This is a genomic window from Barnesiella sp. An22, assembly GCF_002159975.1.
Taxonomy (GTDB): Bacteria; Bacteroidota; Bacteroidia; order Bacteroidales; family Barnesiellaceae; genus Barnesiella; species Barnesiella merdigallinarum.
Genome location: NZ_NFJR01000001.1, coordinates 15,909 through 37,761 on the forward strand (window position 1 = coordinate 15,909; position 21,853 = coordinate 37,761).

Genomic DNA, 21,853 nt, shown 5'->3' on the forward strand with positions numbered 1-21,853 from the left:
TTTATTAGCGGGGCAAAGGTAGAGATTATCTTGCAATTATACAACCCTTTGCGACGGTTTTTTCTCTTTTTTCTGCCGGTGCTCGTTCAATCGGGACAAAATTCAGGCTTTGGTCGACTCGTATTTTTTGTAAAAGAGGGTGAGCAGTACAAAACCGACCAGGGCGAGCGGTGCCCCGATGAGGGCGGGGTAGCGGTAGTCGAGACCAGCCTCGAGCGGCAGGCCTCCCAGGAAGGCTCCGATGGCATTCCCCAGGTTGAAGGCTACCTGCACGCAGGCGGCACCCAGCAGCTCGCCACCCTTGGCAAAGTGAATGATTGAGATTTGCTGAGGGCTCGACACGGCAAAGAGTCCGGCGGTGCACAGGCACATGAGCAGTACGGTGAGCCATCCGACAGGAGCCGCGAAAAAGATGGCGAGCAGGGCCATGAAGAGCAGCAGTTGGGTGTAGGCAGCCACGCGGCCGGGGGTGTAGATATCCGACAGGCGTCCGCCCAACAGATTGCCTACCACCATGCCGAATCCGGCCAGCACCATCAGCAGGGTGACACTTTCGGTCGGGAAGCCCGAGACTTGGGTGAGCAGCGGGTTGATGTAGCTGTACCAGCAGAACACGCCGCCGTTGCCCAGCATGGTGGCTCCCAGGATGAGCCAGGGGGCTTTGGTCTTCAAGAAACGGAACTGTCCTTTGAATCCCGTGTCGGGCAATCCCTCGACCTGAGGTACCCACTTCCAGATGTAGTAGAGCACGATGAGGCCCCACACACCCACCAGCAGGAAGGTGAGCCGCCACGAGAGCAGCGTGCTGAGCGAGGTGCCCAGCGGTACCCCGAAGAGGTTGGCGATGGTCATGCCGGCAATCATAATCGAGACCGCCTCCGAGCCCTTCCCTTTATCGGCCAGCTTCTCGGCCACAATCGACGCTACCCCGAAGTAGGCTCCGTGGGGGAGCCCCGAGATGAACCGGGCCATCATCATGGTCCAGTAGTTGGGGGCCAGCGAGGCAAACAGGTTGCCGGCCATCATCACGGCTACCAGACCGAGCAGGATATTTTTCAACGGCAGTTTGCGGGCCATGGTCAGAAGGGGAGCTCCGGCACATACGCCCAGAGCGTAGGCCGAAATCAAATGGCCGGCCGTAGGAATAGTGATGTGTAGATCGGCGGCTATGTAGGGGAGGATAGCCATCATGACAAACTCGGCGATTCCAAGCCCCAATGTGCCGAACGCCAATGCAATAAGACTCTTTTTCATACGATACCTTAATAACCTATTGAACGCAGGGAGCAACCTGCCCGGGCAGACCCTCCCTGAAAATCGGGTGCAAAGGACGCAAAATCTTGCGGGTTGTACAAACTTTGTGTCTCTTTTTTTTGCCAGGGGAACAGGCATAAAAAAACCGCTGCCTTTTTGTGCAAAAGGTAGCGGCCTTGCTGGGGATTGCTCCCGAAATTGTTTACTTAACTTCGATCGATTTTCTTACACCGGCATTGTTTTCAACAGGCAGTTTGGGAAGTTCGACCGACAAAACGCCATGTTCGACATGAGCCGAAATTTTGTTTTTGTCGACATCGTCGGGCAGAATCATGGTCTGCTGGAATTTCGAATAAGAGAATTCGCGACGCAGATAGTGCTCTTTCTTCTTTTCGTCTTTGTTTTCGATTTTCTTCTCCATCGTGATTACGAGGTTGTCGTTCTCATCGACGTGAACTTGGAAATCGTCTTTCGTCATACCCGGAGCAGCCACTTCTACGCAGTAGTCGTTTTCATGTTCGATCACATTGATGGCAGGTGCTGTAGCATTGGCTTTTTCCATCCATTCATTATCAAAGAAATCATTGAAAATGTCGGGCAACCAACCTTGGTTTTTTCTCATGGGTACCATAATTATAATCTCCTATCTTTAAGTTGTTTATTATCTGTTTTGCTTTCGGCTCTCTTTCGATTACCGAAATCACCTATCTACTTGCAAAGGGTGTGCCAATACCCTTTGGCACCTGTTTTGCCCCGGATGTGGTGACAAGAGTGCGCCGAAGTGGACAGACTTGCGCCGAAGTGGCCTATTTGTCACATCGGGTGCGAGGCTCGTAAGGTTCGGGTGCGAGGCCTCGGACGGCAGAGTCTCACCGCCTTCTCCGGCGATACAGGCACATGCCGTAGATGATTGTCGAGGTAAGTGCTTCGGTCACCGGCATGGCCAGCCACATACCAGTGGTTCCCCACACGGCGGGGAGCAGGTAGAAGCATGGAATGAGGAGGATTACACCGCGCATCAGCACAAACAGAATCGACTCTCTTATCCGTTCCAGACTCTGGAAGTAGCCGATGACAGCCACGTTGGCAATGAAAAAGACGGTGCCTGTACCCAGGTAGGGAAATCCCGCCGTAGCTATTCTTCCGGCTTGGCTCTGGGTGTCGACAAACAGCCCTACCAGTTCTCGTGGAAACAGAATAAACAGCAGCGACAGGCACACGCCGAACAGGGTTGCCGTGCGCAACAGCAGGCGGCGGGTCTCTCTCACTTTGTGCCAGAGGCCGGTGCCGTAGTTGTAGCTGATGATGGGTTGGGCCGACTGGGCTATGGCATTTCCGATCATGAAGAAGAAGGGGGCATAGTAGCAGGCAATGCCAAAAGCGCCCACGCCCGAATCGCCCAGATAGTGCATAAACTGCCAGTTGCCTATGTAGATAAAGATGGCCATTGTCAGTTCGCCCAGCAGCGACGACAAGCCTATCTTGCACTGGTAGCCGAGGTTTCGGCCGGCCAGGCAGAGGCTCTTGACGCTTGTTTTCAAGGCGATTATGCGTAGCGACCGGCCCATGAATAGCAGATAGTACAAGGCCATGACACCGCCGGCCATAATGCTGAGGGTAGTGGCTATTGCCGCCCCTTTTACTCCCATGCCAAGGGGGAAGATGAAGAGCCAGTCGAGCACGATATTCAGCAGGGCCGGCACAATGTTGCACCACATGGCAAAGCGGGGTGAGCCATCGAGGCGGATAATGAAGAGCCCTATCAGCATCCAGGTCTGGAAGACAAAGGCCGGCATAATCCATTGCAGGTAGTCGAGAACTTGCGGCATCAGGCTCTCCGACGAGCCCAGCAGCCGGGCCGTCTCGGCCGGGAATATCAGTACCAGCACCGTGAGTACGGTTATAAACAAGGTAGTCGCCAGCAGGGCTTGGGAAATGTTGAGCCGGGCAGTCTTCACCTTTTTATAAGAGAGGTGAATGGACGATACTACCGAGCAGCCGGAGCCGATCATGAGCCCCAGGCCGGCTACGAATTGGTAGATGGGAACGACCAGGTTTACGGCGGCAACCCCGTCGGCACCGGTGCCGTGCCCTACAAAGATACCGTCGATAGTACATACAGCCGACATGGCGAACGAACCCAGCAGGGTGGGAATCAGTAGTTTGCGGAAGAGTGTGGCGACAGGCTCTTTCTGAAAGTCGATAGCGTCTCGGTTCATACAAGCAGAGTTGTGTTTGTGGGTCTTTTACGAGGGGCAAAGGTAGTGAGATGTATCTTCCCGGAGGGGAGCAGAACCCCGACAAGTAGGGTACTTTTCCGAACAAAATGGGGCGTAAGTTGGGGAAATACCCTATTTTTGCATCTCAGAAAGGTATTTTTCAATATATGAAGTCGTTCAAGTACAGGCTCTCGCCCGAGGGCAGCGAATGCAGCTACGGCACAACCGACCTTCGCCCCTGTCTGGGGTGTCCTATCGAGGTCGAGGGGTGTGTGGTGCTGATGTGTACCGAGGGGGTAGCGCTTTTCTCCATCGACTTTCACAACTACACCTTCCGTCGGGGCGATTTGCTGGTGGTCATGTATGACCGCACGGTAATCCCGCTCAAGGTCTCGGCCGGATTCCGGGTCGAATGGGTATCGCTGTCGCTTTCGGTTTGCAACGATACCTTCTATAAAATCTCTTCGGTAAAGTTTTGGGACCGCTTCTATTTCTACCCGGTTTGCCGTCTGGAGCCTGAGCATCCACGGCTGGTCGAGTCTTGGCTGTTGCAGGTGAAGTGGATTGCCCGACACACGGAGGATACCTACCGCACCGAACTGTTGCAAAGTGTATTCTATCAGCTCATGCTCTCGCTCTGCTGCGAAATGGAGAGGCTGTCGCTGGCTTCGGGCAAGAGCGAGAAACGAAGTCATGCCTGGGTGGTCGCCAATGACTTTATGGTGCTGGTGGGTCGCCACTATGTCAAGCACCGCGACGTGGCCTATTATGCCACCCGCCTTTGTGTCAGTCCCGATTACCTCAATAAACTGTCGCTCAAATATATCTTGATGACCCCCAAGGAGTATATCAACCGGCAGTGTATTATGGCTATCAAGACCTATTTGAGTAGTACCGACCTGTCGGTCAAGAATATTGCCAACGAACTTAACTACGAGGATGCCTCGTATTTGTGCCGTTTCTTTCGTCGAATGACGGGTATGTCGCCTCTGGAATACCGCGAGCGGTTGGGCAAGCCGTGAGCGACCGGGGCCGGAAAAAGTCCGGGCGAGCTTGTTTCTCTGCATTCACCTTTCAGTATCTTTTACTAAGACAGGAGGCGGTTTGGCATAGTCAAATTTGAAAACGTGGTTTTCATTTGCCTTTGCAATCTTCTTTCGCTATCTTTGTTACACGAAGACAGGAGGCGGCTCGGCATGGTCAAATTTGAAAACAAAGTTTTCATTTGCCACTGCTCTCGCCTTTCACTATCTTTGTATTTACATTATACATAAATGAGATGAAAACCATACGGGAAATATATCGCATAGGGTATGGCCCTTCGAGCAGCCATACGATGGGGCCGCGCAAGGCTTCGGAAATGTTTTTGGAACGCCATCGCGATGCGGCGGCATTCGAAGTGACGTTATACGGCAGTCTGGCCGCTACGGGGCGGGGCCACTTGACCGACGTGGCTATCCTCGACACGCTGCGTCCCCATGCGCCGGTCGAGATTGTGTGGAAGCCTTCGGTATTTCTGCCTTTTCACCCCAATGGCATGACCTTCCGCTCGAAGAACAGCCGGGGCGAGGTGACCGACGAATGGACGGTCTTCAGCATCGGAGGCGGTGCTTTGGCCGAAGAGGGGAAGGCTCTCGACGAGTCGCCCGAGCTGTATGAAATGAATCACATGACCGAGATACTCAACTGGTGCGAGCGCACGGGGCGCAGCTATTGGGAGTATGTGCAGGAGTGCGAGGACGATGACCTCTGGAACTACCTGGCCGAGGTGTGGGCGGTAATGCGCCAGGCCATCGAGCGGGGTCTCGACCAGGAGGGCGTGTTGCCGGGGCCGTTGAACCTGCGGCGCAAAGCCTCTTCCTACTATATAAAGGCCAAGGGGTATAAGGATAGCTTGAAGAGCCGTGGGCTGGTCTTTGCCTATGCCCTGGCCGTGAGCGAAGAGAATGCCTCGGGTGGCCGTATTGTCACGGCACCTACCTGCGGCTCGTGCGGGGTGGTACCTGCCGTGCTGTATCATTTGCAGAAGAGCCGCGACTTCAGCGACATGCGCATCCTGCGGGCGTTGGCTACGGCCGGTTTGGTGGGTAATATCGTGAAACAGAATGCCTCGATTTCGGGGGCCGAGGTGGGCTGCCAGGGCGAGGTAGGCGTGGCGTGTGCCATGGCTTCGGCGGCAGCCAGCCAACTGTTCGGGGGCAGCCCGGCACAGATCGAGTATGCCGCCGAGATGGGTCTCGAGCATCACCTGGGCATGACGTGTGACCCGGTGTGCGGCCTGGTGCAGATTCCCTGCATCGAGCGGAATGCCTATGCCGCGGCCCGGGCTCTCGATGCCAATATCTATTCGGCCTTTACCGATGGCAACCACCGGGTTTCGTTCGACAAGGTGGTGGCGGTAATGAAGCAGACCGGGCACGACCTGCCGTCGCTCTACAAGGAGACGGGCGAAGGTGGCTTGGCCAAGGATTACGAGCAGATGTAGCACCGGGAGGGCCGCGCTCGGCAACTGTCTTTATCCGATTGATTCGGGTAGATGGGGCCGGTGGCGATGGTTTGATGGAAAAAAATAATAGCCTCTTTTTCGCCGATAGTGAGCAAAAAGGAGGCTAAATTTGTTTTTGTAGCAAAGTTGAGTTACTTTTGTAGTTGTTTAAGCAATGATTCGTATATGAACTTTTCGGAATTAAATATAGAGATGCTCTTTGCTCTGATGAGCGGTAAGTTGTCGGCAGCCATCAATCGGAAGTTGCACCGCAGTTTTCGCAAGTTGTCAATCGACATTACGCCCGAGCAATGGACGGTGCTCTACTATTTGTGGTCGCGCGACGGGGTAACTCAGCAAGAGTTGTGTAATGTCACTTTCAAAGACAAGCCGAGTATGACCCGGTTGATTGACAATCTGGAGAAACAGCAGCTGGTGGTTCGTTCGCCGGGTGTGAAAGATCGCCGTATCAACCTCATTCATCTCACGGACAAGGGACGTGAACTCGAGGTTGCTACCAAGCCGTTGGTAACGGCCATCATGCGTACCGCTCTCGAGGGATTTTCCGACAGCGAGGTCGAGATGGCCGGTGCGATGCTGGCCAAGGTCTTCGGCAATTTGAAAAACTCGTTGAACGACTAATCTCTAAAAAGACGATAGCGATGATCAAGTATGCCAAACTGTTTGTGGCGGTTTTGCTGTGTGGGCTGGCCGCAACCACATCATTCACCTTTGCACAGTACCAACCCGATCGCCTGGGCGAGGGGTTCGAATCGAAAACACTCGTCATGCCCGACGATTACAGCGGTCGGGTGGTGACTACGCTCGTGCGCAGTCTGTCGCCTTGCCCCGATGTGCATCGGGCCGTGCTCTACGTACACGGGTATAACGACTATTTTTTCCAAAAGGAGATGGCCCGGACCTTTACCGACTCGTGTTTCAACTTCTACGCCGTGGACCTGCGCAAGTATGGGCGTTCGCTTCTGCCGGAGCAAACCCCTTTCGAGGTGCGCGACTTGAGCGAGTATTTTGCCGATCTCGACACGGCGTTGACACTTGTCCGGCAGGAGGGCAATACCGAGGTTGTGCTGATGGGGCACTCGACCGGAGGGCTCATCACCTCGCTCTATTGCGAGGCGCATCGCGACTCCCTGCCGGTGCAGGGGCTTATCCTCAACAGCCCGTTCCTCGACATGAACATGAGCGGCTTTTACGAAAAGGTATTGGTGCCTTTGGTTTCGGCCTGGGGCGGTTGTTTCAAGAATACGAAAATCAGCCAAGGCAACTCCACTGCCTATGCCGAGAGTCTGTTGAAACAGTATCACGGCGAGTGGGACTACGACACCAACCTGAAGTTTATGGCCTCGCGGCCGGTCACCGCGGCCTGGGTACGGGCCATACATCGGGGGCATAACCAGGTGCACAAGGGGTTGCACATACCGTGTCCCATCCTGTTGATGTATTCGAGCCAGTCGGTGCAGGGCGACGAGTGGACCCCGCAGCACCAGTCGGGCGACGCGGTGCTCGATGTGAAAGATATAGCCCGCTACGGGCGTACGCTGGGGCCGCATGTCACCGAGTTTGAGGTGAAGGAGGGGTTGCACGACCTCGTGTTGTCGAAGCCGGCTGCACGGGCATCGGTCTATGCCGAGATATTCCGGTGGTTGCGCAGCAACGGGTTGGAGCGTTGAACTGCAGGAAATAAAAACTTATTATAAGAAGAACGGCCGGAGGTGTTTGCCCCGGCCGTTCTTCTTTTCGTCGTGATACGACTGTTATTGTTTCTTTGATTTCTGTTGTTTCTCCAGTTGCATTACCTGCTTGTCGGCCAGTTCGAGGGTACGGATGTTGAGCTGATATTCCCGGGTGAGGTCATCGACATTACGCATCAGAGTGTAGAGGTTGCGGGTCTCTTTCACCGCTTCGCGAGTCGTCCGGTCGAGAGCGAGCGTGTAACGGTTTCCGCCCAGATAGGTGAGAGTGATGGCCTTGTCGGTGTTGTCGGCAATAAGCGAAGCGACGGCCGAACATTGTCCATCCTTGTAGGTGACGATTTCGGTATACTTGCCGTTGTCGGTAAACCGGTAGTTATTGGCTCCGTCGTATCCGATAGCCAGGGTCTCGGCCTTGCTCTTGTCGGGTAGGGTGACCCGTATCGAACTATGCTTCAGCGGGGTGCTGCCGTAGTATACGCTGGCCAGCTGCATCTGACCGTTTTCGGTAACCTGCACCTTCAGCTGGCTGCGGGTGATGGCGTTTTGTTTGGGCAGTTTGTTGTACACGTAGTTGCCTTCGGTCTGATATTTGGCATCTTTCTCGAAGCGGAATTTCTTTTTGGCTGCCTCGAGTTCGGCCTGTCTTACCTTGAGTACGCTGTCGATATAGAGCAGGTTTCGCTCGCTCTCTTTCTGCTTGACCCGGCACATGAGCAACATGCCCTCTCTGATCTGTTTGAAGGCTTTGGGGTATAGCTGCTCGATACTGTCTATCGCATTTCGGGCGCTTTCGTACTGTCCCGCCTCGAAGAGTTTCAAGGCTTTTTCGTATTGCTCGCCGGCTTCGTGGCTACCGTCGCCGCAGGCCGGAAACAGAAGAATACAGGAGCATATCCAAAGGTAGAGGTATTTTGTCATATTCATATTGTGTTTTTAATGGGTCATTAACAGTTTATCGAACTCCGTTGTACATCTTTTACCCCTTTCACGGTCTTGAGCTTCTTGATGAGGCTGTTGAGGCTCGAGGTGTCGTCGACCATGACGGTGATGTGTCCCTGGAAGAGTCCGTCGTTCGAGTCGATCGAGATGTTGCGCATGTAGATGTTTTTCTCTTTCGAGATGATTGAGGTAATGTTGGTGACGATGCCGATGTCGTCGTTGCCCACGACACGCAGCACACAGACATATTTTGAGCCCATCTTTCCCGACCATCGGGCATTGACCACCCGATAGCGGTAGCGGCTGTAGATGTGGCGGGCATTGGGGCAGTCCTTGCGGTGTATCTTGATGGTCCCCTCGGTTGATACGAACCCGAAGATGTCGTCGCCGAAAATGGGGTTGCAACACTTGGCCAGCTTGTAGTCGATACCCTTCACGTCGCCGCCGATGATGAGCTCGTCCTCTTTCGAGTCGTCGTGCTCGCTGGGTTGCAGCGTGAACTCTTCGGCCGTGCGGGCTTCGTATTGCTCGTTGTTCTCTTTGTGTTCGATTTCGAGGTAGAGGTCGATGACTCGGTTCACGTCGATGCGCTCGGCGGCCAGCTCGTTGTAGAAGTCGGTCACGGTCTTGTAGCCCATCTTTTTGATGAGCTTCATCATGATGCCGTCTTCCATCTCCATCTTGCGATTCTTGAACCGGCGTTGCAGCAGCTCCTTGCCATACTCGGCATCTTTGTTCTGCTGTTCGTTGAGGGCCTGTTTTATCTTGACGCGCCCTTTCGAAGTGGAGGCAATGTTAAGCCAGTCTTGCTTGGGGGTCTGGTTGGGCGAGGTGAGTACCTCGATGGTATCGCCGCTTTTGAGCTTGTATTTGATGGTCTCTATCTTTCCGTTCACTCGGCCGCCCACGCATTTGCACCCCAGTCCCGTGTGGATGAGAAAGGCAAAGTCGAGCAGGGTAGCCCCCAGTGGCAGCTTGTAGAGGTCGCCCTTGGGAGTAAAGACAAACACCTCTTTGTCGTAGAGGTCCATCTTGAAGTCGCGCATCAGTTCCAGAGCACCGCCATGTTCGGCCGCTTCGAGCACTTCGCGCACGTTGTTCATCCAGTCGTCGAGCCCCGATTCGCTCTTGATACCCTTGTATTTCCAGTGGGCTGCCAGTCCGCGTTCGGCGATTTCGTCCATGCGTCGGGTACGTATCTGCACCTCGACCCATCGTTGTCCGGGCCCCAGCACGGTGATGTGCAGCGACTCGTACCCGTTCGACTTGGGTATCGACAGCCAGTCTTTCATACGCTTGGGGTTGGGCTGGTACATGTCGGTCACAATCGAGTAGACTTTCCAGCAGTCGGCCTTCTCCTGGTCGAGCGGAGTCTCCAGAATCACCCGTATGGCAAACAGGTCGTAGATGTCTTCGAGGTCGGCCTTCTGTTTCTTCATCTTGTTCCAGATGGAGAAGATCGACTTCGTGCGACCCTTGATTTCGAAGTTGAGCCCCTCGGCCTCGAGTTTCTGTTTGACCGGCTCGATAAACTCGGTGATGTACTTGTCGCGGTTGCGCTTCGTTTCGTTGAGCTTGTGGGCTATCTGGTCGTAGATTTCGCGATTGGTATATTTGAGCGAGAGGTCCTCGAGCTCCGATTTGATGGAGTAGAGGCCCAGCCGGTGGGCCAGCGGTGCGTAGAGGTACGACGCCTCGCAGGCTACGTCGTAGCGATACTTCTCGTTGGGGTGGTGGTTGATCATCTTCATCACGCACAGACGGTCGGCAATCATGATGATAATCACCCGTATGTCTTCGGCAAAAGAGAGCAACAGCTTGCGGAAGTTCTCGCTCTCGACAGCCGCCTGCTTGGCATAGAGGCTGTTCGATTTGATAAGTCCCCGAATGAGTTGGGCAATGTCGTCGCCAAACTCTTTCTGTACAGTTTCGATAGTGAGAAATTCGCTCACTACCAGATTGAAAAGCAATACCGAGATGAGCATGCTGCGCTCCAGTCCCACCCGGTCGCACAGGATAAGCGCCGTATTCAAGTTGCGAACGACCGGATTGATGCCCTGTTTGTTGCGCTGGTAATGTCCTGTTTCTACCGCTTCGGTGATGAGTTTGCGCATGCGGGTGAAGTCGTTGAGCGACATCACCGGCCGGCTGTTGCGCAGAAGTTGCCGATAAACCGATAGGACATTTCCTCTTTCCTCGGGGGTGAAATAGCTTTTTTCGGGCATAAGTTGTGACTGTTATCGGAAAATTATGTCTCAAATATATATTTTTATAGTTAAAAGTGCACTTTTTTTTAGAGCTTTTTGTAGTTTTGGGAACAGAATTAAAATTCATTATTCATTATAGATATGTTTACAACAGAGGATTTAAACTTGTTTACCGAAAAAGGTCTCGACCTGCGGGTAGTCGAGGACCAGTTGGCATCTTTCAAAAGGGGATTCCCGTTCCTGAAAATCGCCTCCTCGGCATCGGTAGGGAATGGCATTTTGTCGCTCGATGAGCAACAGACGCAATATTACCTGGATCTTTGGGAAGGATACTTGAAAGACAATCACAAAGTGGTGAAGTTTATTCCCGCATCGGGAGCGGCCAGCCGCATGTTCAAGGATTTGTTCGCTTTTCTGTCGGCCGAGTACACCGAACCGAAAACCGATTTTGAAAAGAAATTTTTCGACTCGATCGAGCACTTTGCCTTCTATGCCGATCTCGATGCCGCCTGTCTGAAAAACGAGGGTATGGGCATTGCCGACCTGGTGGCTGCCGGGCGCTACAAGGCTGTCGTGTCGAATCTGCTCGAGGCCAAGGGGCTCAACTACGGCTCGTTGCCCAAGGGGCTGCTCAAGTTCCACCACTATGCCACGACCAATCGCACGGCCATGGAGGAGCACCTCACCGAGGGGGCTCTCTATGCTGCCAGCTCCGATGGCGAGGTGAATATTCACTTCACGGTTTCGCACGAGCATCTGCCTCACTTCAAAGAGCTGGTCGCCTCGAAGAAGGCCGATTACGAGAAACGCTACGGGGTGCGCTACAACATCAGTTTCTCGGAGCAGAAACCCTCGACCGATACCATTGCCGTGGATATGAACGACGAGCCGTTCCGCGAAGAGAACGGTAAAATCCTGTTCCGTCCCGGTGGTCACGGTGCCCTGATTGAAAACCTCAACGACATCGATGCCGAGGTAATTTTCGTGAAGAATATCGACAATGTGGTGCCCGATCGCCTCAAAGAGCCCACCGTGCGCTACAAGAAAGTGATAGGCGGTGTGCTGGTGGCCTTGCAGGCCGAGGTCAATCGCTACACGGCCATGCTGAAGAGCGGCAAGTACACCATCGACGACTTGCGCGAAATGGTGAAGTTCCTGCAACAGAAGCTCTTTGTGCGAAACGAAGAGACCAAGAATCTCGAGGATGCCGAGTTGGCGCTCTATCTGTTGCGCAAGTTCGACCGTCCTATCCGGGTGTGCGGTATGGTGCGCAATTCGGGCGAGCCGGGTGGTGGTCCGTTTGTGGCATACAATCCCGACGGTACTACCTCGTTGCAGATTCTGGAGAGTTCGCAAATCGATATGGCCAACCCCGAAGCCAAGCGGCAATTCGAGGCCGGTACACACTTCAACCCGGTCGATCTGGTTTGTGCCGTGCGCGACGGTCAGGGTGTCAAGTACGATTTGCCTCGCTATGTCGACAAAAATACCGGATTCATTTCGCATAAGTCGAAAAATGGCCGCGAGCTGAAAGCTCTCGAGTTGCCGGGCTTGTGGAATGGCGCCATGAGCGACTGGAACACCGTGTTTGTCGAGGTTCCCGCCGAGACCTTCAACCCGGTGAAGACCGTGAACGACCTGTTGCGGCCTCAACATCAGTAAGCTATGTAACGGCTTAATAACGAATAGAGGGCGATATGCTGCGGCATATCGCCTTTTTTTTATAACTTTGTCACCGAAAAATTATTACTCGGGAAAATGGAAGCCTCGAGGGCTTGTAATTTCCTGCAAGAGTTAGATAGACGAAAAGAAAAATTTAAGGAAAAAAGATATGACATTTGAAGAATTCGGATTGTCGGAAGAGGTCATGCAAGGACTCGACGCCATGAATTTTCAAGAGGCGACCCCGGTTCAGGAACAGACCATTCCCGTGATATTGCAGAAAAAAGATTTGATTGCTTGTGCCCAGACGGGTACGGGTAAAACAGCTGCCTATATATTGCCTTTGTTGAACTTGCTTACCGAGTTTCCCGGCAGCGGCGACAAGGTGCGCGCGGTGATTGTGGCGCCTACGCGCGAGTTGGCCCAGCAGATTGACATGCAGTTTGCCGGCTTCTCCTATTTCTTGCCCATCTCTACGGCCGTAGTTTCGGGGGGTGGCGACGGTTCGTCGTGGGAGCAGCAGAAGCGGGGCCTGACCATGGGTGCCGATGTGATTATAGCCACGCCGGGCCGGCTCATCTCGCATCTGAATATCTCGAACATCGACTTTTCGGGAGTCGAGTATTTTATCCTCGACGAGGCCGACCGCATGCTCGATATGGGATTCTACGACGATATTATGAAGATAGGCAAGAGCCTGCCGGCCAAGCGACAGACGATTATGTTCTCGGCTACCATGCCGCCCAAGATTCGCCAGCTGGCCAAGAATATCATGGACAATCCTGTGGAGGTGAACGTGGCTATTTCGAAACCCAACGAAGCCATCGACCAGTCGGCCTATGTCTGCTACGAAAATCAGAAGATGGGGATTATAGATTACCTCTTCAGAGAGCCGACCGGAACGAAGACCATCATCTTCTCGTCGTCGAAGCAGAAGGTCAAGGAGCTGGCTTTTGCCTTGAAACGGAAAAAATACAGAGTGGCCGCCATGCACTCCGACCTGGAGCAGCCCGAGCGTGAGGCAGTGATGCTCGATTTCAAAAACAACAAGATAGATATTCTGGTGGCTACCGATGTCATTTCGCGAGGCATCGACATCGATCAGATCGGGTTGGTCATCAACTACGACGTGCCTCACGACCCCGAGGATTACATTCACCGCATCGGTCGTACGGCTCGTGCCAATGCCGAGGGTACCGCCATTACCTTCGTGTCGGAGAAGGAGCAGGGCAAGTTCAACCGCATCGAGACTTTTCTGGGTTATGAAATTGCCAAGCGCGAGATGCCAGAGGGGGTAGGTGAAGGGCCGGTATATGCTCCCAAGCAAGAGAAGGGTGGCCGTCACGGCCGGGGTGGAAACCGGGGAGGCGAGGGGCGTGGCCGCTCGCGCAATCGCCGTCGGGGCGACAAGGGTACCCCCAAAGACAATGCTGCCAAGAATACCGCCCCGAAGGGAGACAAGTCGGCTCCGGCTTCGGAGAAACCGGTTAAGGAGAAGAGCGAGAATGCCGCTTCGCAGAATCAGAGTGGTTCGTCGTCGCGTCGTCGCAATCATCGCCGGCGCAAGCCTCGCTCGGGTAATAACGGCAATGGCGGTAACAACTCACCGAGCCAGGAGGCATAACGAATGTGATTTTGTAGACTATGGCTTTAGATTTATTTGTAAATAGTTTGTAAATCAAATACTTTTTTATTTGGATATATAAGTAGCGAATATATGGCGTTTGTTATGTAGCAAACGCCATTCGCGTTACATAGAGGTTTATCGTATGGATATGGATGTTTATAAGTGTCTTGTAATCAGTGCGTTGTAGGTTTTACCGATTTTTATTCAAGTGGAGATATAAGTATCATTCATAATAGTACTATAAACCAGTTGATTATAATTTATACAGCTATAAAACCTTGCAAATGGAAAACTTTTGTCGTGTGGGGTATGTTTAGCACATGAAAGATAAAGTAATCATGGAGATTTCGGAGAAGAAAGCCCGTATTCGGGAGTTGTGGCAACTCTGTTTTCACGACGACGAGCAATTTGTCGACCTCTTGTTCGGCCACTTGTATCGCGATGAAAATGCCCTTTGTTTCGAGGAGCGGGGCGTGTTGACGTCGGCCTTGCAAATGCTCCCTTACCGCATGACTTATGGGGAGTCGGTGTTGGAGGTAAGTTATATTTCGGGAGCGGCTACTCGTCCCGAGTATCGCAACCGGGGATTGATGGGCCGGTTGTTGCGGGAGTCGTTCGAGACGATGCGGTCGCGTGCCATTCCGCTGTCGGCGCTCATCCCGGCCGAGCCGTGGTTGTATGGCTATTATGCCACCAAGGGGTATGCCCCGGTATTCTTTCGGCGCGAGAGTCACTTCACGGCCGTGCATCGTTTCGAGGGTGCCGGGTATCGGCGGGTGGTTCCGTCGCTCGATCGGCTTTACTCCTTTTTTGATGCCCAGATGCGCCGCCGGCCTTGCTGCATGTTGCATGCGCGGAACGACTTTGAGGTGATTTGCGGCGACAACCGTCTCGACGGGGGCGAGGTGATTGCCTTGGCCGATGAGGCGGGTGAGCTTTCGGCGCTGGCTTTTGCCGTGCCATACGACGATGGCACACGGGTAAAAGAGCTCTTGGCAGTCGACGACCAGGCTCGCGAAGCGGCCCTGCACGAGGTCGAACGCACGTTCCCCGGCCTGCCGGTTACGGTGGCGCTGCCACCCGATAGCGGGGAGGGGGTGTTGCAGCGCATGGGCATGATGCGCATCGTGGATGTGCCGGCCATGCTCTCGACTGTAGCGCAGAACCATCCTTCGCTGCAGGTGGTCGTGCGGGTGTCCGACCCGCTGTTGCCTGCGAATAACGGCGTTTATCGAATTGCCGATGGTGCGTGTGGTCGTGTAGAGGCCGATACGTGCGACTTCGATGTCGACGTGGCCGAGTTGGCACTTCTGGTATTTGGCGATTCCCGTCAGGATTCGCTCGTCGATTTCCCGGCCATGCCTCCCTATATGAGTCTCATGCTCGACTGAACCGGTGTGGAGCGGGGCTGCTTTGATCTCTCTTTATAGAGTTGAGGTCAGCCTCTTCACGGGTTTACAAAAAGAAGCGATACCCCACCGAGATGCCTATGTGGCGACTCTCGAAGGCACTCTCTGCGTCGCGAATGGAGTGGGTGAGCCCCCAGGTATAGCGGGCATCGACAAAGAGACCGGAACCAAATTCGTATCCCAGCCCGGCGACCACGCCCAGTTCGGCTCCTGCCGGTTGCTGAAAAGCCTCCACCCCTTTCCACGAATCGGTAGCGGCACACCCGATACTCAGTTGCGGACCGGCCTGAATGTTGAAACCGGCTATGGGGAAAAACTTGACCAGCAGCGGAATATCGATGTAGTGGATGCGGTACGAATACCCCTTGTACATCGTGTCGCCTCGCTCGTCGTTGAAGATAAGCGTCTTGTCTTTGTAGCCGTGTGTGGCGTAGAGCAGCTCGAGTTGCAGGTCGAAATAGGTATTGCATGTGTAGGTCGCTACTACTCCCGCTTGACCGCCCACGATATAGCTGGCCTTGTCGTTGAGTACGTTTTTGGGGTATCTCACCGTCGACCAGTTGATACCCGCTTTACCGCCTACACTCCATTGGGCCCGTGCCGGGATGGCGACCAGGCAAAGCAACAACAGTCCGACAACGTATTTGCGACAGAAATTAGAGGGGGTTAGGTAGGGTGTTTTCATGTGGCACATCTTGTTTTGACAGGTAGACAAATATAGTCGATTTCTTTGGTTTGGTAAAATTATTTTCGTTTCTTTACACGGGTGACTTTAATCAGAATCTAAACGCTTATAGCTATGACTACACTGGAATTTATCCTGATCTGTATCCTCATTCCCGGGCTATTGGGTGGAATCTTTGCCCCTATGGTGGTGAAGGGGTGTAAAAGGCTCTGTGCCAAGTGGAGCAGCAGACGTAAGCCATCTCGAGAATAAATCTTGAGGAAAGTTCGGTATACTTGCAGACGGGGTGTGTATTTCCTGCTTTTTTTGTTTTTTACCTTTGAGGTGAGCAGAGATTGAGCAAACGGGAAAAACGGAGTTTTTCGTTTGCCTCTATGTCCATTTTCACTACCTTTGCGGCCGATATGCGTGAGCATGGTTTTCAAGAAAGGTAAAAAGATGAAACAGGAAGAGGAAGACAAGATTGTAGGAGATTTGAATTGGGACGGTCTGCATCGCCCGCGTATTTACTACGCCATGGCGACGACCTTTTGCGGGTTGTTCCTGTCGGTGCTCGACGGTTCTATCTGCAACGTGGCGTTGCCCAGCATAGCCCAGCAGCTGCACGTATCGTCGTCCGATTCCATCTGGATCGTCAACTCTTTCCAGCTGATCATTATGATGACCCTGCTTCCCTTCTCGTCGATGGGCGAGCGTTGGGGCTACAAGCAGGTCTATCTGCGCGGAGTCGTGGTCTTCACCATCGGGTCTCTGCTCTGTGCCCTGTCGCACAACCTGCCGCTGCTGGTGGTCTCGCGGGTGTTCCAGGGTTTCGGAGCCTCCATGATTATGAGTGTGAATACCTCGCTCATCAAGCTCATCTATCCCAAACACCGGTTGGGCGAGGGGGTAGGACTCAATGCTACGGTGGTGGCCATCGCTTCGGTCACCGGGCCTACATTGGCGGCCGCCATTCTGTCGTTCGCTTCGTGGCCGTGGCTCTTTGCCATCAATGTGCCGGTAGGTATCGCCACCTTTATCCTGGGACGCAAATATCTGCCCGACAATGCCGTGCGGCGTCTGGGGCATCGCTTCAACTGGAAAGAGGCACTGCTCAATGCGGCCACCTTCGGGCTCTTCATCGGGTGTGTCGAGGCCTATTCGCACGATGTGCCGGTGCGCTGGGTGTTGTGCGGTGTCGTGTTATTGGCCGTGGTGGCTGCCTTCTATGTGCGCATGCAGTTGGGTGAGCGCTATCCCATGCTTCCCTTCGACCTGCTCAAAATACCCATCTTCTCGATGTCGGTGATGACGAGTATTCTCTCCTTTACGGCACAGATGATGAGTCTGGTGGCCATGCCCTTCCTGCTGGTCAATACTTTCCACTACGATGCCGTGGGCACCGGGTTGTTGATGACCTCGTGGCCGCTGGTCATTGTCTTTGTAGCACCGCTGGCCGGTGTGCTCATTGGTAAGATTCACCCCGGAATCCTGGGTGGAGTGGGGTTGATTATCATGAGTATCGGTTGTTTCAGTCTTTCGTTCGTACCCGTCGATACCAACCATTTCGGCCTCGTGTGGCGGTTGATGCTCTGCGGTATGGGCTTCGGCTTTTTCCAGTCGCCCAACAACCACATGCTGCTCACCTCGGCACCCCCGCAACGTACCGGCAGCGCCAGCGGCATGCTCGCTACCGCCCGACTCACGGGGCAGACTATCGGAGCCGCTCTGGTCGCTCTGCTCTTCCACATCCATGGCGATACCGCACCGCACGATGCCATGCTTCTGGCCGGTATCCTCACCTTGTGCGGCGCGCTCTCTTCGGCCCTCCGTCTGCGGGTAAGTCTGCCGAAGTAGGGTGGTGGACCTGTGTCTTGTTTCGTGAAGTTTATGTCTGAATTTATGGATTTCTCGAGAGGGGGGACCGTTGTCTTCTTGGGGTATCCATCTGAAAAAGGGGTATAAAAAAAGAGCAAATCAACCTGCGCGATTTGCTCTTTTTCTGCGGAAAGAGAGGGATTCGAACCCTCGGTACCCGTAAGGGTACAACGGTTTTCGAGACCGTCCCGATCGACCACTCCGGCATCTTTCCAATGGTCTGTCGTTTTTGACGGGGGCAAAGGTACGGAAAAGATTCGATATGCAATGGCTTTAATTGTAAAAAAAAGCTAAATGCGGAAATTATTCTTTCTCCTCCCAGTTTTTATAGGGATTTTGGGCCAGGCAAGAGTTGTAGTAACGCGGGTCGCCGGTCACTTCGCGGCCGATGAACGGGGGCAACTGTACCGCTTCCGACTCCGATTGCAATTCAACTTCGGCCACAATCAGCCCTTCGTTGTCGCCCATAAATTCGTCAATCTCCCATGTGTGCCCGGCATAGGGGTAGAGGTACCGCCTCTTTTCGATGAGGCCCGACTGGCACAACGAGTCGAGCATTCGGGTAGCGTCGGCTACGGGTATGGGGTATTCGTACTCCTGCCGGGAGCAGCCGGTAGTGGTACCCTTGATGGTGATGAAGGCCTGGTCGCCGGCGATGCGTATGCGCACGGTGGCCGCAGGGGCTGCCGACAGGTATCCCTGTTTGTAGTAGGTGCAGCGGGTGGCTTGGGCGCGATACGAGGTATCGGTCACCCGATATTTGCGTTCGATCTCTATATTCATGAATTAACAAAAATAAATAGTGAACCGAATATAATACATTTATTTGGTTTAAGAGATGGAATAAAGATGCGGGCATTATTAAACATTGTTAAACCCGTGAACTGTTGGAGATAAAAGCCCGGTGAGCGGCAGTTTTTTTGTACTTTTGTCACCCGGATATTCGAGTGAATCGAATGGTGGTACCGGTTACTTTGTACAGTATTTGAGACTTTTATGGCAAAAAAGATATATGTGGTATTGGCCCTTTGCTTGTTGTGTGTAGGGCTTCCTGTTTCGGTTAAGGCACAACAGACGACGGTGGTGAAGGGAATCGTAAGGGACTCTATAACCCATGAACCCATATCCTATGCTTCGGTTTTTTTTGTGGGAAGTGACAAAGGTGTCATGACCGATGATGATGGCAAATTTGCTGTGGCCGTGCGCGATAACTTCCTGAATGTGCGTATTGCTACGCTGGGTTACCGTGAGAAGACGGTTTTCGTCAAGAAGGGTGCCGAGAACAATCTGGAGGTCGATTTGGTGCCGTCGGACTATACGCTGCAGGAGGTGGTGGTAAAGCCCAAGAAGGAGAAGTACAGCAAGAAGAATAACCCCGCGGTAGAGTTTGTCAAGAAGCTGATTGAGCGGCGCGACGTGGGCGACCCCAAGCGTCACGACTTTTTCAATTACGAGAAATACGAGAAGATGACTTTTGCCCTCAACGACTTTTCGGAGGAGCAAAAGAAGAAGTGGCTTTTCAAGAAATTCCAGTTTATATTCGACTATGTAGATACGTCGGAGGTGTCGGGAAAGCCTATCCTGACGGTTTCGATCAAGGAGAAGATTGCCGAGAACTACTACCGCCGTAGCCCCGAGACCGAGAAGTCGATTGTGACGGGTATCAAGCGGGCCGGTATCGACGAGATATTCAACGAGGAGAGCGTGCAGATGCTGTGCGACGACCTGTTCCGCGAAATCGATATTTTCAGAAACGACATCACGCTGCTGAACAACCGGTTTGTGAGCCCGTTGTCGAGCATTGGTACTTCGTTTTACAAATACTATCTGCTCGACACCATTCCCGTAGACGGGGTGCGTTGCATCGACCTGGCGTTTGTGCCCTTCAACTCCGAGTCGTTCGGTTTTACGGGCCACATCTATGTGCCCGAGGGCGACTCGACCTATTTCATCAAGAAGGTGAAGCTGAACGTCCCCCGCGACATCAACCTCAACTATGTGGAGAACATGTACCTCGAGCAGGATTACAAGCAGCTGGACGACGGAACCCGCATCAAGACAAAGGACGATGCCATCATCGAGTTCAAGGTGATGCCGGCCACGCAGGGGTTGTATGCCCGCCGTATGACCACATACGACAAGTTTTCGTTCACGCCGCCCGACGACCTGTCGGTCTACAATTTCGAGGGGCGCGAGCGGGTCGAGGTCGATGCACAGGCCAAGCCCGAGGAGTTCTGGGTCGATAACCGCCATGTGCCGGTGAAGAAGAAGGAGGGGGCGGTCGACAAGCTCCTGGCCCGGTTGCGCGAGGTGCCTGCCTTTTACTATACCGAGAAGGTGTTGGGTATACTCATAGCCGGGTATATCGAGACCAGCGAGGAGAGCAAGTTCGACTTTGGTCCCATGAATACCACCATCAGTGCCAACGAGGTGGAAGGGGCCCGTTTCAGAGTAGGCGGTGTCACTACCGCACAGCTCAATCCGCACTGGTTTGCCCGCGGATACGTGGCCTATGGTACGAAGGACGAGAAGATGAAATATTCGGGCGAGGTGGAATATTCGTTCAACAAGAAGAAGTTCCACTCGCGGGAGTTCCCCATCCACTCCATCAAGCTGAACCACACCTACGACATCGACCAGTTGGGACAGCAGTACATGTATACCAACAAGGATAATGTATTCCTCTCGCTCAAGCGCAAGTCGGACAACAAGGCTACCTATCTGCGCAAGACCGAGCTCTCGTACCTGCAGGAGCGCAAGGGCGGTTTTTCGTTCGGGTTGGGTATCCGCAACGAGATTCAGCAGATGGCAACCGACCGCATCGCCTTTATCGACGGTTTCGGTAACGAGACAAAAGATTACATGCAGACCTATTTCGATGTGAAGTTGCGGTTTGCCCCCAACGAGAAGTTCTACCAGACCCGCAGCAACCGCTATCCCATCAACCTCGACGCCCCGGTGCTCACCCTCTCGCACAGCTTTGCCTTCAAGGATGTGCTGGGCAGCCGCTACTCCTACAACCGCACCGAGTTCGGTATCCAGAAACGGTTCTGGTTCTCGGCCTTCGGCTACTTCGACGGTATCGTCAAGGCCGGCAAGGTGTGGGACAAGGTGCCTTTCCCCATGCTGTTGCTCCCCAACGCCAACCTCTCGTACACGATACAACCCGAGTCGTATGCCTTGATGAATGCCCTCGAGTTTATCAACGACCAGTACGTGTCGTGGGACTTCACCTACAACGCCAACGGCGCCCTGTTCAACCGCATTCCGCTGCTCAAGTACATGAAGCTGCGCGAGGTCTTCTCGTTCCGCGGTCTCTACGGTTCGCTCAGCAAGAAGAACAACCCGCTCTACAATCAAGACCTCTTCGTATTCCCCAAGGGCAGTACCGAGATGGACAAGATGCCCTACATGGAGTGCGGCGTGGGTCTCGACAACATCTTTACCATCTTGCGGGTCGATTACGTGTGGCGGTTGACCTATCGCGACAGCCCCAACGTGAGCAAGAGCGGCGTGCGCATTTCGCTCCACTTCTCGTTCTAAACCGGGAGTCGCCGGGGGTACAGAAGGATATTTCGATTATCTCAAATCTATACGAAAGGGCTGCTTTGCCGTGAGCAAGGCGGCCCTTGTTGGTATCTCCTTTTACTACTTCTGTGTCGACTGGATTCCGAGTCGTATCGTGGGATAATCGACTTTATGGCGCCTATGCATTCGGTGTGAGTAGTCCAGCGGGGGGGGAGGCAGTTGGCATCAATCCCTTGGCCGAACAAGGGTCTGATACAGGTAAAAAA

At 53.6% G+C, this 21,853-nt stretch carries 16 protein-coding genes and 1 tRNA gene; 9 read left to right on the plus strand and 8 right to left on the minus strand.

From position 1 onward, the window contains the following. Positions 1-102: 102 nt before the first annotated feature. From araJ to B5F38_RS00110, 3 genes are all read right to left on the minus strand, one after another. On the minus strand, positions 103-1,254 hold the full coding sequence (araJ, locus tag B5F38_RS00100; RefSeq protein WP_087407286.1) for an MFS transporter AraJ: 1,152 nt from the start codon (positions 1,252-1,254) through the stop codon (positions 103-105). 202 nt (positions 1,255-1,456) lie between these two features. Beyond that, on the minus strand, positions 1,457-1,885 hold the full coding sequence (locus B5F38_RS00105; protein WP_087407287.1) for an Hsp20/alpha crystallin family protein: 429 nt from the start codon (positions 1,883-1,885) through the stop codon (positions 1,457-1,459). A gap of 238 nt (positions 1,886-2,123) precedes the next feature. Further along, positions 2,124-3,473 carry an MATE family efflux transporter gene (locus B5F38_RS00110; protein ID WP_087407288.1) on the minus strand — a complete coding sequence of 450 codons (1,350 nt, stop codon included), beginning with the start codon at positions 3,471-3,473 and terminating at the stop codon, positions 2,124-2,126. 167 nt (positions 3,474-3,640) lie between these two features. Between B5F38_RS00110 and B5F38_RS00115 the strand changes: the two genes are divergently transcribed. The 4 genes from B5F38_RS00115 (at position 3,641) to B5F38_RS00130 (ending at position 7,649) form a co-directional block, all read left to right on the plus strand. After that, positions 3,641-4,495: a helix-turn-helix domain-containing protein gene (locus tag B5F38_RS00115; protein ID WP_158096814.1), complete on the plus strand. Its 855-nt coding sequence runs from the start codon at positions 3,641-3,643 to the stop codon at positions 4,493-4,495. 257 nt (positions 4,496-4,752) lie between these two features. Further along, positions 4,753-5,958 (plus strand): L-serine ammonia-lyase, encoded by a 1,206-nt coding sequence (locus tag B5F38_RS00120; protein ID WP_087407749.1) that lies wholly within the window; start codon positions 4,753-4,755, stop codon positions 5,956-5,958. Positions 5,959-6,144: 186 nt separating this feature from the next. Beyond that, the gene (locus B5F38_RS00125; RefSeq protein ID WP_087407290.1) at positions 6,145-6,600 is read left to right on the plus strand and encodes a MarR family transcriptional regulator; all 456 of its coding nucleotides are present in this window, start codon (positions 6,145-6,147) and stop codon (positions 6,598-6,600) included. 20 nt (positions 6,601-6,620) lie between these two features. Continuing rightward, entirely contained in the window at positions 6,621-7,649 is a 1,029-nt protein-coding gene (locus B5F38_RS00130; RefSeq protein ID WP_087407291.1) for an alpha/beta hydrolase, read from the plus strand. Positions 7,650-7,733: 84 nt separating this feature from the next. Here the strand turns inward: B5F38_RS00130 and B5F38_RS00135 are convergent, their stop codons facing one another. Both B5F38_RS00135 and B5F38_RS00140 read right to left on the minus strand, forming a co-directional pair. Beyond that, positions 7,734-8,597 carry a hypothetical protein gene (locus B5F38_RS00135; protein ID WP_087407292.1) on the minus strand — a complete coding sequence of 288 codons (864 nt, stop codon included), beginning with the start codon at positions 8,595-8,597 and terminating at the stop codon, positions 7,734-7,736. A gap of 20 nt (positions 8,598-8,617) precedes the next feature. Next, positions 8,618-10,837: a RelA/SpoT family protein gene (locus B5F38_RS00140; protein ID WP_087407293.1), complete on the minus strand. Its 2,220-nt coding sequence runs from the start codon at positions 10,835-10,837 to the stop codon at positions 8,618-8,620. 123 nt (positions 10,838-10,960) lie between these two features. Between B5F38_RS00140 and B5F38_RS00145 the strand changes: the two genes are divergently transcribed. The 3 genes from B5F38_RS00145 to B5F38_RS00155 all read left to right on the plus strand — a co-directional run bounded on the left by B5F38_RS00145 (position 10,961) and on the right by B5F38_RS00155 (position 15,499). Next, complete coding sequence (locus B5F38_RS00145; protein WP_087407294.1) at positions 10,961-12,481, plus strand: DUF4301 family protein; 1,521 nt, start codon at positions 10,961-10,963, stop codon at positions 12,479-12,481. A gap of 169 nt (positions 12,482-12,650) precedes the next feature. After that, on the plus strand, positions 12,651-14,105 hold the full coding sequence (locus B5F38_RS00150; protein ID WP_087407295.1) for a DEAD/DEAH box helicase: 1,455 nt from the start codon (positions 12,651-12,653) through the stop codon (positions 14,103-14,105). Between the two features lie 323 nt (positions 14,106-14,428). Then, positions 14,429-15,499: a GNAT family N-acetyltransferase gene (locus tag B5F38_RS00155; protein WP_087407296.1), complete on the plus strand. Its 1,071-nt coding sequence runs from the start codon at positions 14,429-14,431 to the stop codon at positions 15,497-15,499. Between the two features lie 64 nt (positions 15,500-15,563). Here B5F38_RS00155 and B5F38_RS00160 read toward each other — a convergent pair whose 3' ends face one another. Beyond that, positions 15,564-16,202 carry a porin family protein gene (locus B5F38_RS00160; protein ID WP_158096815.1) on the minus strand — a complete coding sequence of 213 codons (639 nt, stop codon included), beginning with the start codon at positions 16,200-16,202 and terminating at the stop codon, positions 15,564-15,566. A gap of 438 nt (positions 16,203-16,640) precedes the next feature. Here B5F38_RS00160 and B5F38_RS00170 point away from each other — a divergent pair, with 438 nt between their 5' ends. Beyond that, on the plus strand, positions 16,641-18,038 hold the full coding sequence (locus B5F38_RS00170) for an MFS transporter (protein ID WP_206422462.1): 1,398 nt from the start codon (positions 16,641-16,643) through the stop codon (positions 18,036-18,038). A gap of 148 nt (positions 18,039-18,186) precedes the next feature. Here B5F38_RS00170 and B5F38_RS00175 read toward each other — a convergent pair. Then, positions 18,187-18,273: transfer RNA gene (locus tag B5F38_RS00175), tRNA-Ser, on the minus strand. A gap of 89 nt (positions 18,274-18,362) precedes the next feature. After that, positions 18,363-18,842, minus strand: coding sequence for a CYTH domain-containing protein (locus B5F38_RS00180; RefSeq protein WP_087407300.1), 480 nt, complete (start codon positions 18,840-18,842; stop codon positions 18,363-18,365). 213 nt (positions 18,843-19,055) lie between these two features. On the opposite strand from B5F38_RS00180, the gene B5F38_RS00185 reads away from it, so the two are divergent. Continuing rightward, positions 19,056-21,602, plus strand: coding sequence for a DUF5686 family protein (locus B5F38_RS00185; RefSeq protein WP_087407301.1), 2,547 nt, complete (start codon positions 19,056-19,058; stop codon positions 21,600-21,602). Positions 21,603-21,853 lie beyond the last annotated feature (251 nt).

Excerpts from the sequence above, each read along its gene's own strand:
- araJ (WP_087407286.1), bottom strand. The coding sequence starts at position 1,254 with ATGAAAAAGAGTCTTATTGCATTGGCGTTCGGCACATTGGGGCTTGGA.
- B5F38_RS00105 (WP_087407287.1), bottom strand. The coding sequence starts at position 1,885 with ATGGTACCCATGAGAAAAAACCAAGGTTGGTTGCCCGACATTTTCAAT.
- B5F38_RS00110 (WP_087407288.1), bottom strand. The coding sequence starts at position 3,473 with ATGAACCGAGACGCTATCGACTTTCAGAAAGAGCCTGTCGCCACACTC.
- B5F38_RS00115 (WP_158096814.1), top strand. The coding sequence starts at position 3,641 with ATGAAGTCGTTCAAGTACAGGCTCTCGCCCGAGGGCAGCGAATGCAGC.
- B5F38_RS00120 (WP_087407749.1), top strand. The coding sequence starts at position 4,753 with ATGAAAACCATACGGGAAATATATCGCATAGGGTATGGCCCTTCGAGC.
- B5F38_RS00125 (WP_087407290.1), top strand. The coding sequence starts at position 6,145 with ATGAACTTTTCGGAATTAAATATAGAGATGCTCTTTGCTCTGATGAGC.
- B5F38_RS00130 (WP_087407291.1), top strand. The coding sequence starts at position 6,621 with ATGATCAAGTATGCCAAACTGTTTGTGGCGGTTTTGCTGTGTGGGCTG.
- B5F38_RS00135 (WP_087407292.1), bottom strand. The coding sequence starts at position 8,597 with ATGAATATGACAAAATACCTCTACCTTTGGATATGCTCCTGTATTCTT.
- B5F38_RS00140 (WP_087407293.1), bottom strand. The coding sequence starts at position 10,837 with ATGCCCGAAAAAAGCTATTTCACCCCCGAGGAAAGAGGAAATGTCCTA.
- B5F38_RS00145 (WP_087407294.1), top strand. The coding sequence starts at position 10,961 with ATGTTTACAACAGAGGATTTAAACTTGTTTACCGAAAAAGGTCTCGAC.
- B5F38_RS00150 (WP_087407295.1), top strand. The coding sequence starts at position 12,651 with ATGACATTTGAAGAATTCGGATTGTCGGAAGAGGTCATGCAAGGACTC.
- B5F38_RS00155 (WP_087407296.1), top strand. The coding sequence starts at position 14,429 with ATGAAAGATAAAGTAATCATGGAGATTTCGGAGAAGAAAGCCCGTATT.
- B5F38_RS00160 (WP_158096815.1), bottom strand. The coding sequence starts at position 16,202 with ATGAAAACACCCTACCTAACCCCCTCTAATTTCTGTCGCAAATACGTT.
- B5F38_RS00170 (WP_206422462.1), top strand. The coding sequence starts at position 16,641 with ATGAAACAGGAAGAGGAAGACAAGATTGTAGGAGATTTGAATTGGGAC.
- B5F38_RS00180 (WP_087407300.1), bottom strand. The coding sequence starts at position 18,842 with ATGAATATAGAGATCGAACGCAAATATCGGGTGACCGATACCTCGTAT.
- B5F38_RS00185 (WP_087407301.1), top strand. The coding sequence starts at position 19,056 with ATGGCAAAAAAGATATATGTGGTATTGGCCCTTTGCTTGTTGTGTGTA.